Annotated in this window: 11 protein-coding genes; 8 read left to right on the forward strand and 3 right to left on the reverse strand. The window is 71.7% G+C overall.

Annotated features, from left to right (window positions below):
• The gene (locus ACFQ87_RS09515; RefSeq protein WP_380610044.1) at positions 1-2,778 is read right to left on the reverse strand and encodes an ATP-binding protein; all 2,778 of its coding nucleotides are present in this window, start codon (positions 2,776-2,778) and stop codon (positions 1-3) included.
• A gap of 274 nt (positions 2,779-3,052) precedes the next feature.
• Between ACFQ87_RS09515 and ACFQ87_RS09520 the strand changes: the two genes are divergently transcribed.
• The 8 genes from ACFQ87_RS09520 to ACFQ87_RS09555 all read left to right on the forward strand — a co-directional run bounded on the left by ACFQ87_RS09520 (position 3,053) and on the right by ACFQ87_RS09555 (position 10,298).
• A complete protein-coding gene (locus ACFQ87_RS09520; RefSeq protein WP_380610045.1) occupies positions 3,053-3,541 on the forward strand; it encodes a sigma factor-like helix-turn-helix DNA-binding protein in 489 nt (162 codons plus the stop codon).
• On the forward strand, positions 3,538-4,281 hold the full coding sequence (locus tag ACFQ87_RS09525; protein ID WP_380610046.1) for an anti-sigma factor family protein: 744 nt from the start codon (positions 3,538-3,540) through the stop codon (positions 4,279-4,281). The genes ACFQ87_RS09520 and ACFQ87_RS09525 overlap by 4 nt, the downstream gene beginning before the upstream one ends.
• A gap of 391 nt (positions 4,282-4,672) precedes the next feature.
• Positions 4,673-5,239 carry a sigma-70 family RNA polymerase sigma factor gene (locus tag ACFQ87_RS09530; protein ID WP_380610048.1) on the forward strand — a complete coding sequence of 189 codons (567 nt, stop codon included), beginning with the start codon at positions 4,673-4,675 and terminating at the stop codon, positions 5,237-5,239.
• Between the two features lie 148 nt (positions 5,240-5,387).
• Complete coding sequence (locus ACFQ87_RS09535; protein WP_380610049.1) at positions 5,388-5,918, forward strand: hypothetical protein; 531 nt, start codon at positions 5,388-5,390, stop codon at positions 5,916-5,918.
• 80 nt (positions 5,919-5,998) lie between these two features.
• Positions 5,999-6,601, forward strand: a complete 603-nt coding sequence (locus ACFQ87_RS09540; RefSeq protein WP_380610051.1) for a WhiB family transcriptional regulator — start codon at positions 5,999-6,001, stop codon at positions 6,599-6,601.
• Positions 6,602-6,837: 236 nt separating this feature from the next.
• Positions 6,838-7,743, forward strand: coding sequence for an oxygenase MpaB family protein (locus tag ACFQ87_RS09545; RefSeq protein WP_380610052.1), 906 nt, complete (start codon positions 6,838-6,840; stop codon positions 7,741-7,743).
• A gap of 322 nt (positions 7,744-8,065) precedes the next feature.
• The gene (locus tag ACFQ87_RS09550; RefSeq protein ID WP_380610053.1) at positions 8,066-9,319 is read left to right on the forward strand and encodes a threonine/serine exporter family protein; all 1,254 of its coding nucleotides are present in this window, start codon (positions 8,066-8,068) and stop codon (positions 9,317-9,319) included.
• Between the two features lie 409 nt (positions 9,320-9,728).
• Complete coding sequence (locus ACFQ87_RS09555) at positions 9,729-10,298, forward strand: GNAT family N-acetyltransferase (protein WP_380610055.1); 570 nt, start codon at positions 9,729-9,731, stop codon at positions 10,296-10,298.
• A gap of 214 nt (positions 10,299-10,512) precedes the next feature.
• Here ACFQ87_RS09555 and ACFQ87_RS09560 read toward each other — a convergent pair whose 3' ends face one another.
• Positions 10,513-11,124 carry a GNAT family N-acetyltransferase gene (locus ACFQ87_RS09560; protein WP_380610056.1) on the reverse strand — a complete coding sequence of 204 codons (612 nt, stop codon included), beginning with the start codon at positions 11,122-11,124 and terminating at the stop codon, positions 10,513-10,515.
• A 431-nt stretch (positions 11,125-11,555) separates the two neighbouring features.
• The gene (locus tag ACFQ87_RS09565) at positions 11,556-12,323 is read right to left on the reverse strand and encodes an SDR family NAD(P)-dependent oxidoreductase (RefSeq protein ID WP_380610057.1); all 768 of its coding nucleotides are present in this window, start codon (positions 12,321-12,323) and stop codon (positions 11,556-11,558) included.
• Between the last annotated feature and the right edge of the window lie 140 nt (positions 12,324-12,463).

A 12,463-nucleotide genomic window follows, 5' to 3' on the forward strand; every position in this document is an offset into this window, starting at 1 on the left:
CTACCACTCGGCCGGGTCTGCCGGGATGTGGTGCGGGATCTCGACCCGGGAGCGCAGCCCGAGTTTGGTGAGGATCCGCGAGACGTGGGTCTGCACCGTGCGCCGCGGCAGGTTGAGTTCCGCCGCGATGCCGGGGTTGGACATCGCCTGTGCGGCCATCCGGGCGATCCGCTGCTCGGTGGCGGTCAGCGACTCCCAGCCCCACTCGCGCCGGGCGCTCGGAGCGTCCGCCCCGTACGGGACCCCGAGCCGGCGGCACTCGGCGGCGGCCCGGGCCGCCGCGTCCTCGGCCTGCCGGTGGTCGCCGGACGCGGTGAAGGCGCGCGCCGCGTCCTGCAGGGTCTGGGCGTGCTCCAGCGGGCGCTCGGTGCGCTGGTAGTACGCGGCCACGTCCAGCAGCGCGACGGCGTCGCCCGCGAGCAGGGCCTCGCAGTGCGCGGCGGCCTGCTGCCAGTAGACGATCGCAGCGTGCTCGGCCTCCGCACGGCAGACCTCGGCGGCGTGGGCGGCGGCGGCACGGTCTCCTGCGGCCAGCGCGAAGCGGACCAGGTACGGCAGCCAGTGGAAGCGCATCCCCTGCTGGCGGATCCGCTCCGGGTCCAGGCACTCCAGCAGGGCTGTGGTCGCCCGGCTCCGATCGCCCGCCCGGTCCGCCGCCACCGCGTTGGCCAGCGCCAGCAACTGCCGGGTGTCGAAGTCGAACTCACCGGTCGGCCGGTCGGCGCAGAGGTCCAGGTGGCGCCGCAGCGCCGCGTCGTCGCCCCGGTGGGCCGCGATCGCGGCCAGCATCGCGTGCACCTCGAAGAGCAGCCAGTGCTCGGCCGTGTCCTGGTCGACGAGATGGTCGATCTCCGCCGTCGCCTCGTCCCAACGGCCCTGCTGGAAGCGGAGCTTCGCCAGGTCGACCGTGGTGGTGAGCGGGGTGACCCCGCCGCTGTGCTCGGTCGTCCGCCGCAGCGAGTCGACGGTGTCCTCGATGTCCGCGGTGCGGTCCAGGGTGCGCAGCGCGCGGAGCCGTCCCGACAGCGCGATGACCAGCGTGTAGCGCTCCGACGGATCCCGGCGCAGCGCGTCGATGGCGTCCTCGATCCGTTGCAGCGCGAGGTGCGGGTCCACCGACTCCGCGAAGAACGCGCTGAACCAGTTGGCCAGGCCGACCGCGAACCAGGCCTCGCAGGACCGGCCGAGTTCGATCGCCCGGTCGAGGTGGTGCTGCGCCGCCTCGGGCCGTCCCAGGTGGTGCTCGATCGGTCCGCGCTGGGCGTGCAGCGTGGCGAGCCACCTCGGCGGGATGTCACCGCGCGAGAGAGCCTGCTCGATGACGTCGACCGACTCCACGAGGCGCCCCGCAATGTGCAGTTGGATCGCCAGGTGGAAGCTGGCCTCGCCGACCGTCGCGGGGTCGGCGTCGGACGCCAGCAGCTGCCGGCAGAGCACCGGCACCTGCTCAAGCCGGTGGACCCGATGCAGGGCGTTCACCACCGCCAGGTACAGCCGGCCGTCCGGAGCCGCCGGGTCGAGCAGCGGCGAAAGCAGCTCGACGGCGATGGCGGGAGCCCGGTTGACCAGCGCCTCACTGTGCTCGTGCAGCCAGGTGCGCGACCAACTGCCTCGCGGTGCCCAGGAGTCCGACAAGGCGGCGGCCTTGGTCAGCTGCCGCAGCACGCGGTCCAGCGGGGCGTCCGCGGCTTCCAGCCGCTCGGCGGCCCTGGTGTGCAGCGACGCCCTGAGCGCGAGCGGGATGTCCTCGTACAGCCGCTCCTGGAGCAGCGGGTTGCGGAAGGCGGTCGTGCTGCCGTGGAGGCCGATCAGGCCGAGCGCCTGTGCGCCGGTGAACCTCGGCGCCAGCTCCCGGGCCGAGCCGTCCAGGACGGCCAGCGCCTCCTGGGTGCCGAACTCCGGTCCGAGCACGCTGAGGGTCTGCAGGAACTCGCGGTCCTCGGGGCCGAGATGGCTGATGCGGTTGCGGACCGCTCCGGCCAGCGTGGCACCGACCAGCTCGGTGGCGAGGTCGACCGCTCGGCTGCCGTCCGCGGCGGGCCGCAGGAGGCCCTCGCGTCCGACGTGGCCGAGGAACTCGACGGCACACAGCGGGCTGCCACCCGTGCCCGTCAGCAGCTGGGTCAGCCTGGGGCCGGGGGGTGCGCCGAGGTGGTGCTCGGCGAGCGCGGTCAACGCGGCGGTGTCCAGCGGGCCGAGGCGCAACAGCGGGCCTTGGCGCCGGGTGCGGCCGCGGCGCAGGGCGTCGACGGCGGCGCCGACCGCCCGGCTGCGCACCGCCCCGACCAGCAGCAGCGGCAGTTGGTCGGCCTGCCGGGCGAGCCGCTGCCACCAGATGGCGGTGGCGTCGTCCACCCACTGGAGGTCGTCGATGAAGAGCAGCACCGGGCGTTCTTCGCAGGCCGTCTCGACCAGGCCCAGCAGACGCTCGATCAGGGCCGGGATGGCGTCCTGGTTCGCCCCCGCGCCGGTGCGCAGCAACTGGCGGATCTCCGCGCGGGCGGCGTCCTCGCCACGGCGGTGGACGCCCAGCGCGTCGAGCACGGGCAGCAACGGGAACTCGCCGGCGGCCTCGTCGCAACAGCCGCGCACGAGGGTGAAGCCGGCCGCGAGCGCGTCCGCCTCCAGTGCCTGGACGAGGGTGGTCTTGCCGCTCCCGGGCTCGCCCTCGATCAGCACGGCCTCGCCGTACCCCCGCCGGGCCTGCGGCAGCAGCTCCGTGAGCCGGGCCAGCTCCGTGTCACGTCCGAACAGCGGCACCGAGGGGGATTCCGTCATGGTCTTCCGCATGCTGGCCGCTGCCCTGCCCTGTCTGTTCGCCCTTGACCTGAAAAGAGAGCCGTTCAACCGATTGTCAGACTCACGCGGGGATGGTACTGGACACCGGCCGGACGTCCGCCTGCCGCCGACCGGTGGCGCGAGCGAAGTGGCGAGACCGTGACGGGGATCACGCTGAACCGGACGTCCGGCCCGTCCGTAAGGTGAGAGGACGTCGAGTGGGAGGCGGCCCGGCCGAGCGCTCCCACCGCTGCCCCGGAAGATTGTCAGGCTGATGAAGCATGCTCAGGAGCGGCTGGTGCGCGAGCTGTACGCGCGGCACGCCGCTGCGGCCTATCCGCAGGCCCTCGCACTCGCGGACGGTGACCGGGAGCGGGCCGGTTCGCTGCTCCGGGCTGCCCTGATGGGCGCTCTGCGCCGCCCGGCCGCTGCGCCCGGTGCCGACATCGGCGGCCGGCTGGCCGACGAGCTGCGTCGGCGGTCCGCCGCCCGCCCGCGGTTCGGGCTGCTGCGAAGGCGCCGCGGTGCCCCGGCCGAGCCCGAGCCCGCTCGGCCGCCCGTCGGGCCGCCGGTCATCGCGGACACGCTGGCCGGACTGCCGTCCGAGCACCGGGACGCCCTGGTCGAGACCTTCCTCAGGGGCCGGACCGTGCAGCAGGCCGCGGAGGCCCTCGGCGTTCCGCCCCAAGCGGTGAAGTCCCGTCTGTACTACGGGTTGCACCGCCTTGTCCTCGCGATCGAAGAGCAGGAGTCGGCCCGGTGAACCGGAGTCCCGCCTGCGCCGACCTGGGCGCCTACGTACTCGGCGGACTGGACGGGCCGGAGACCGACCGGTTCGAGGAGCACCTGCTCGGCTGCGAGCAGTGCCTGAGCGAGATCGGATCCTTCCAGTCGGTGCGCGACCTGTTGCTCCCGCTCGTCGGACAGCCGCTGGAGCCCGCCGTCGCCGGCGAGAGCCGCATGCCGGTCGCAGGCCCGCCGGGTGACGACCTGCTGCACGAGCTGCTGCGGGACGTCGCCCGGGAGCGGCACCGCGCGACCTGGCGGACCGTGGCGGCGCTGACCGCTGCCGCCGCGCTGCTGGTCGCGCTGCCCTTCGTCGCGCTGTGGTCCGGCTCCGGTCGGCCGGTGGCCGGCGGCCCGGTCACTTCGATGCCCAGCCCGGCCGCGATGCTGATGATGACCGGTGAACAGCACACCGCCACCGAGGCGGTGACCGGCGTCACGGGGACGGTCGGCCTGGAGGACAAGGCCTGGGGCACCCATGTCGCGCTCCAGCTGAGCGGCGTCGACGGGCCGCTGGTCTGCTCGCTGGTGGCGGTGTCCAGGAGCGGCGAGCGGGAGCCGGTGACCAACTGGTCGGTGCCGTCGCCCGGGTACGGCGTCGCGGGTCACCCCGATCCGCTGGTCGTCCACGGCGGCACCTCGCTGACCCGGCCGCAGCTCGACCACTTCGAGGTCCGCGCCGCGGACGGCCGCCGGCTGGTGTCGGTACCCGTCTGAACCCGCTCCGCCCCTGACGAAGGGGACGGCCCGGTCCACTGGACCGGGCCGTTCTCGCGTTTTCGACCACCGTCCGCGGCGCGGCGGCGCCGCCCGCTGAACGGAACTGTCACGGAACCCCGCCAACTGGCACATCGTCGCAGGTCAGCGCGGTAACGAAGGCCTGATCGCGGCCCGGCCGCCGGAGCACCGGGACGAGCGGGCGACCGTTCGACCCGCGAAATCCGACGTTCGTCGCGCACGCCGGCGCCCCGGACGTGCCGTCACCCCGGCGAAACGGCGCGGACCGCGCGCTTGCGGAGCCAGTTGGCGGATGTGCGCGATCGGGGCGGCCGGGAGGCTCGGTATGCCTCGCCAGAGAGAGCAGGCATCACCGCACCAGAGGACCCTCATGACCCAGCTCGCCCGTCAGCCTCAGGCCGCTCCCGCGACCGGGCCGCGGATGACCGACGCCGAATTCCACGCCCTGCTGACCACGCACCAGCCGGCCGTGTACAGCTACATCGTCAAGCGCACCTTCGGCGACGCCCAGCTGGCGGAGGACCTCACCCAGGAGGCCTTCGTCCGGGCCTGGCGCCACCCGGAGATCCTCACCACGGACCACGGCACGCCGCTTCCGTGGCTCTACCGGGTGGCCCGGAACCTGCTCATCGACCACCTGCGGGCCCGCGGCAGCCGGCCGACCGAGGTGGGTGCGCCGGCCTTCTCCGTCTTCGCGGAGAAGGCCGCGCTCGGCGACGAGATCGACCGGCTGCTGAACAACTGGTCGGTCCGCCAGGCCCTGGCGTCGCTCAGCGAAGCGCACCGGACCGTACTCACCGAGCTGTACTTCAACCACCGCTCGCTCGCCGAGACCGCGCAGCTGCTCGGGGTTCCCGAAGGAACCGTCAAGTCCCGATGCTTCTACGCCATCCGCGCGCTGCGCCTGGCGATCCAGGAGCACGGCCTGCCGCTGTAGCGCCGCTCTTCCCGGACGGGTACGCGAATTCGGCGAAGAAATTCCGAACGGAATTGAGACCCGCCGCCATTCGGTCCGTAAGGAGGGATGCGGGCGACGACGAAGACCGCCCCGCACCTCCCACTACCTGTCAGCCAGGAAGGCCACCATGCCCACGTTCAGCCGTACCGCCCTGCTCGCCGTCGCCGGCGTCGCCGCCCTGACTCTGGTCGCCGCCTGCGGGTCCGACGGCACCTCGGGGACCGCTTCGCCCTCCTCCGCCGCGGCCTCCGGCGGCCCGGCGCTCGTGGCGGCCGGCTCGAACACGCTCGGACCGATCGTCACCGACGCCGACGGCAACACGCTCTACCGGTTCGACAAGGACACCGCCAATCCCTCCGCCTCGAACTGCACCGGTACCTGTGCCACCACCTGGCCGCCGGCGCCCGCCGCGGAGCACATCCGGGCACAGGGCGTCGACAGCGCGCTGATCGGCTCCGTGACCCGGACCGACGGCACCAAGCAGCTCACCCTGGGCGGCTGGCCGCTCTACCGCTACGCCTCGGACGCCAAGCCCGGCGACACCAAGGGCCAGGGCGTCGGCGGCACCTGGTTCGCGAGCACGCCCACCGGCAAGAAGGCCCCCGCAGCCACACCCGCCGCCAGCGCCGTCCAGAGCGGCAGCGGCTACGGCTACTGAGCAGCCCCGGGAGCGGCGCGCCGTCTGACCGGCCGCCGTGCCCTCCGCTGTCCAAGCCTCCTCTCGAAAGGGTGAGTTCCATGTCCGGTGCCCCAACGCACGCCGGGCTCTGGCCGGCGGACCGGGCCGGCGAGGACCCGATGGCCGACGCCGCCTGCCGGTACGTAGACCCGGAGCTGTTCTTCCCGGACAACCGCGGCGGCGGCGGACCCCCTGCCGAAGCCCGGGTGACCAGGGCCAAGCAGATCTGCCGGGCCTGCCCGGTCCGCCGCAGGTGCCTGCGTCAGGCGGTCCGGGACCGCGAACTGTACGGCGTGTGGGGCGGCCTCACCGGACAGGAGCGCCGCGGGCTGCTCAAGCAGGTGCAGAACTTCCGCGGCCTGCCCGCCGGGGTGCCGGCCCGGCTTCAGCACGGCGAGCCGGTGCGGGTCCGGGGCCAGGACCGGCCCGCCGTCGCGGCCACCTTGGTCAGGGCCGGCTGGAGCGAGCAGCGGATCTGTCGCGCTCTCGGCATCGATCCGTCAGAACTGCGGGCCGTGCTGCGGGTCGCCCGGCGGGTGCTGTGGGTGATCGACCTGGTGGGCACCGACCAGCCGCCCGCCCTCCCCGAGGGCCGCCGCCGGCCAGCGGACCCCACCGCCCACTGGCGCCGGCCTCCGGGCGGACTGCCGCACGCCGCCTGATGGGAGCTACCGAGTCGGAGAGACTCGGTGCCGTAGCCGCCGGCAGGTGAGCACTCTCGCGGCCGGAGCCGTTCGAGCGCTGAAGTACCTGACCAGGGGAGGAAGAGTTGCTGCTGATCTGAGGAGATCGACCCCGCGGTGACCGGCGATTCGTCGCGGTGAACCAGTGTCTGCACACGTCCGTAAGACGGCGGGTGCAGGAAATCCCTGCCCGGGCAGAGCAGTAAAGGCCGACCGTGAAGACCCTTGCCACCCCGACCAGCCGGGACACCGCCGACTGTGGGCTCTTCGGCCCGTCCTCGGTGACCTGGCACCTGCACGCCGATCCCGCGATGTGGGCCGGTGGGATCAGCGCACTCCACCTGCAGGCGCTGCATCCCCTCGCGGCTCTCGGCATCGTCCAGAACTCCTCGTTCGAGACGGACCCCTTCGGCCGGCTCTTCGGCACCGGCTCCTTCATCGTCGCCACCACCTGGGGCACCCGTGCCCGGGCGGAACAGGCCGGCGCCCGGGTGCGGGCCGTGCACGAGCGGCTGCGCATCCACGATCCGCGCAGCGGCGCGGTGCACCGGCTTGACGACCCGGACCTCCTGCTGTGGGTCCACTGCGCGCTGGTCAGGTCCAACCTGCACGCCGTCCAACGAGGCGGCCTGCCGCTGCGCGCCCAGCAAGCGGACGACTACGTCCGCGAACAGCGGCGCATCGCGGCACTGGTAGGGCTCGCCCCCGGCGATGCCCCCGGGTCGGTCGCCGACCTGGAGGACTACCTGGCGGGCATGCGGCCCGTGCTGACCGCCTCCGCCGAGGCACTGGACATCCACCGCTTCATCTCCCGCCCACCACTGCACGGGCCGCACCGCGCGCTGCGCCCCATCTGGAGCGCGGCCTCCCGCCTCGGCTACTCGCTCATGCCCTCGTGGGCCCACGACCTCTACGGCCGGCCCGGTCGGCCCGCGACGGTGGCGACCGGGCTGCTGCGCGCCGCCCGGGCCACGGCCCTGCTGGTCCCGTGGCGCACCCGGCTCGGCTTCCCCACCCGCGATCTGCACCAGGCCGTCGAACGACTGGGACGGACGGCCCTGCCCTCCCGCCGCCGACTGCGTGGGCGCACCACGCCTACGGCGACTGATCGCAGCCAGTGAGGCCCGGTTCAGCGTCGGCGCAGTGATCTTCGTCGCGGCTTCCCTCTGAACATCGGCCCGGCCGGGGCCGTCATCCAGGCTGAGCGACGCACACAGCGCGTCCCGGATCACGAGGAGATCTTCATGACGGACTTCTGACAACAGTCGGGCTCTCACCCTGTCTTGGTGGTCAGTCACCGGTGCCGGTGGCCCTGCCCCGGGCGTACCGGTCGCGCATCGGCCAGTTGCGACCGATGCGCATGCTTCACAGCCGCCGCACCGCCACCACGGCGGCCCCGTACACGTAGAAAACGGAAAAAGGTTGCACGCGACCGTACGCGCCATGGTCAGCACAGTTCCGCCAGACCGGGGTCCCGACTCCCCGGCCGACCCGCGGCGCCGCCTCCTGCTCGAACTCGGTGCAGGCCTGTTGAGCGGCGGCCTGCCCGTCCACGATGTGGAGGAGGAGCTGCGCAGGCTCGGACGGACGCTGGGAGCGCCCGATGTGCGGGTCGCCGCCCTGACCACCGGGCTGTTCGTCGCGCTGAGCGCGGACGACGCAACCGCGTTCGAGCCCGTCGGCCCCGCACTGCGGTTCGAGCAGACGGCCGACCTCCTCGACGTGGTGCACCGGCTGCGCGCAGGCGGACTCGAAGGACACCGGGCGCTGCGCGACCTGGACGCGATCCGCCGGGCACCGGCGCGCTGGCCCGCCTGGGTCGCGGACCTCGGGATGGTGCCGGTCGGGGTGGGGCTCTGTCTCTACCTGCAACCGGTGGCGTCGAACGTCCTCGCCGCCGCGATCGGCTCGCTGCTCGTGGCGGGCCTCACCATGACGGCTCGCCGGCTGCCGCTGCTGCGGCCACTACTGCCGGTCACCGCCGGCTTCCTCGTCTCCGTTCTCGTGCTGGGAGCAGCCCGGTTCGCACTGCTGGACGGTCCGCTGCGCACGATCGTCGCCACCCTGGCGGTCCTGCTGCCGGGCGCTCTTCTGGTGACCGGACTGTCGGAGATCGCTGCGGGTGCGGCCAGCGCCGGAACGGCCAGGCTGGTGTCCGGCTCCGTGCAACTGGCGCTCTTCCTCACCGGCGTGGTGGCCGCCGCCACCGTCACCGGCGTTCCCGTCTCCGCGCTGGCCGACACCCAGGTGGCCACACCCAGTTGGTGGGTGATCTGCCTGGGACTGGCGCTCGCCGTGGCCGGGCTCGTGATCAACGTCAACACGCCGCCGCCGGCCATCCCGTGGATCGTCGCGGTGATCGCGGTGGCGGCCGCCGTCCAGGTGACGGTGGGCTCCGCCAACGGCGCGGCAGTGGGCGGCCTGGCCGGCGCGGTCGCCGCCGCGGCTGCGGCCACCGTCGCGCATTGGCTATGGGGCGGCTCATCCTGGCAGGTGCTGTACCTTCCCGCGTTCTGGGTCGTGGTGCCCGGCTCCTTCGGCCTGCTCAACACCGCACAGATCGAGGTCGGCAACGGGGCACACGCCGTGCTCGCAGCCGTGTCCGCCATGTTCGGGGTCTCCATCGGCACGCTGATCGGCTCGGTTGTCAGCCGGATTCCCCGGCCCACAGCCGCTCCGCCGCGGCCGCGGCCCTGACCACGCTGACAGCCGCGATGCCACCGGCTTCACACGAGTGGCGCAGTCGGCGAACGCCACGGCCCGCCACCCGACCGCTCGCACGGTTGCCCCAGCACCCGGGCCTCGGTAGCCATCAGCAGACGCTGCTGGCGCTCATCCAGGTGTGGGAACAACACAGCGAATTTCAGGGCGAGTTGGCTACTGATCGACTCAGAGATGCGCATACCACATCAACGAGCCGCCGAGCGGGAAGCAACACGTTGGTTCTCTGCGAGCCCTAACGGCTTGGGGAGCGATACAGGCGGGTCCTCGGCCGTGAGGTGAAGGCGGCCGTGTCATGCTGCTGTTCCTCCAGCACGCCACCCGGTGACAGACGCGGCCCGAAAACTCCCTGGACCGTCCGACCCGTCTCGGCCATGATCCTCACGTGACCACCTACCTCGAGTCCGAGCGCCTGACCCTCCGTCCCTTCGCCGCCGCCGACTCGGACCTGCTGATCGAGCTGGACAGCGACCCGGCGGTGATGCGCTACCTGACCGGCGGCGCTCCAACCCCGCCAGAGGAGGTCCGCGACCTCGCCATCCCCAGCATCCTCGCCGGCTACGAGCGCTGGAATCATGACCTCGGCCTGTTCGCCGCGCACGAGAAGGACGGCGGCGCGTTCGTCGGCTGGTTCTGCCTGCGTCCGCTGCGCAGCGGCCCGCGTGAGGAGGCCGAACTCGGCTATCGCCTGCGCCAGGTGGCCTGGGGCCGGGGCTACGCCACCGAAGTCTCGCAGGCGCTGCTAGCGAAGGGGTTCGCCGAGCTCGGCATCCGTATGGTCTGGGCCGAGACGATGACCGTGAACCGCCCTTCGCGTAACGTCATGGAGAAGCTCGGGATGACGCTCGCGGAGAACATCCCCACGCCGGACGACATGATGGCGGTCGAGGGTTCCGAGCACGGGGGTGTGCGGTACGAGATCACGAAGGAGCAGTGGGAGCGGCGGCAGGCATAGGCGGCGCGAGGCGCGGCGCCCGTGGATGTGAAGTCATCGGCCCGCGCGGCCTTGTCTCGTCCTCTAAGTTCGAAGACCCCCGTTCCTGCCGACGCAGCATCGCCGATCCCGCCTGCCCTTGACCAGCTCCGCCGACAGCCCGCGTTTTCGGACTTGCCTGATGTCCCGTGCCAGCGGAGGTTAAGCGTGTGTCATCGAACCTGAGCGAAGGCCGTCACCGGCCGAGCGGCAGGTGCAGGTCGAGGATCATGTCGAGTGCCCGCACGCCGTCCGCTCCGGTGAAGGAGCCGACCGTCTGGAAGCCCTGCTTCTCGTAGTAACGAATGGCGCGTGAGTTGTCGGCGAGAACGCCGCCCAACAGGATGATTCTCTTCTTACCAAAGCGCCGTGCGACGTCCGCGATGAGCGGGAAGACCTGCGTTCCCACCCCCTTCCCCTGATAGTCGTCAGCCAAGGTCGGGCCGAAGCGACAGTCCGTGGCCGCCAGCCGGATGCCGGCCCTGCGATAGCGGGCGATATCCGCAGAGTGGAGATCGAGGCTGAATTCCAGAAGACCGACGATCCTGCCGGACGGCACTTCGTCAAGCACCAGTCTGAGCTTGTCGTAACGGGCAATCGCGTCACACAGTTCACGGGCAGCAGCGAGGTCGTACCCGTTGAACGTACTCAGCCGCCTCGATTCGGCAGACAGCCCCTCAAGGAAGGCTGCCAGATGATGCGCGTCAGTGTGCGTGAGCGGCCGGAAGACGACCTCCGAACCGCCATTCAGGTCCAGGCGCCGCGTCAGGACAAGCGGGTCACCGGCGACCGCCGTCAAGGTGAGCATCTCAGCGACCCCCTCTCGAACTTCGGTGACACGAACCTACTGATCGCCAACCTTGGAGACAACGTTCAACCTGCGCTGCCGCAGGACACCTGATCGCAAAACGGACATCACGCGATTATTGTCCGTTCTCACCGAAGCCAGTCGCCGTCTCATCTAACCCAGTCGATGCAGTCCGGGCCAGGCATGCGGCCACCCGCCTGGAGTGCCTACAGTTGCGCCTGAACCCGAGCAAGTGGCCGTGTCAGTTTCTGAGGGAGTCGTTTCGTCGTGACCTCGGGAGCCGTCTCTCGGGGAGCGGCGTGATCAATGTCAGTGACCCCTTTGATGCCGCTCGTGTGCTGCGGGCCCCCGCTTGAGCATGATGAGCACCGGAACATCCCGTCGAGCGGGCGCGTCGCCGAGGCCGACACGGCCTGCGCCGACCTCGCGATTCACGTGCTCGGGAACAGGGGGCCACCCGCCATGAGGCCGCCGTCGACAAGGAGGATGTGCCCGGTGACGTAGCTCGCCTTGTCGGAACCCAGGTACTGGACGGCCTCGGCGATCTCCTCCGGGGCACCCGCCCGGTGCATGGGCAGCACCGAATCGACCGCAGCACGCGCCGTGTCGTCGCCGGTGAACCGGTCGTACATGGCGGTCCGGGTGTAGCCGGGCGCGACCGCGTTGACCCGGATACCGTGAGCGACGCCTTCGAGCGCGGCCGACTTGGTGATGCCGACGACGGCGTGCTTGCTCCCGACGTACAAGGCCGCCCCGGGGTAGCCCATCAGGCCGAGGGTGGAGCTGACGTTGACGATGCTGCCGCCGCCCTGTTCCCTCATGACCCGGAACTCGTGCTTCAGACAGAGCAGTGTTCCCTTGACGTTGGTGTCGAAGGTGGCCTGGTAGGCCTCATCGGTCACTTCGGTGACAGGGCCGGGTGTTCCCTCGGTGCCGGCGTTGTTGAAGGCGACATCGATCCGCCCGAACCGCGCGACCGCGCGATCGACGAGGTCCTTCACATCGGCGTCGAAGCGGACGTCGGCACGCACGAACTCGGCCGGGGCGCCGAGGTCGGAGAGTTCCCTGGCGAGCAGCTCACCCACGTCCTCGTGGCGGCCGGAGACCACGAGGTTCGCGCCTTGACGGGCGTAAGCGAAGGCGGTGGCGCGGCCGATGCCGGTGAGCGCGCCCGTGATGAGGACGACGGGATCAGACACGTCGAGGGTCCTTCCTGCAACCACCCAGGTGGACGATGGGTAAGCGGTTCGGAACCCCCACGACACTGGGTTCCTCTTCGGGCTGGGGCGTATTCGCCGGTACGCCCACAAGGAAGGTGTCTCAGCCGGACGACAGCCGC

This window comes from Kitasatospora sp. NPDC056531, assembly GCF_042794375.1.
In the GTDB taxonomy this organism is placed as follows: domain Bacteria; phylum Actinomycetota; class Actinomycetes; order Streptomycetales; family Streptomycetaceae; genus Kitasatospora.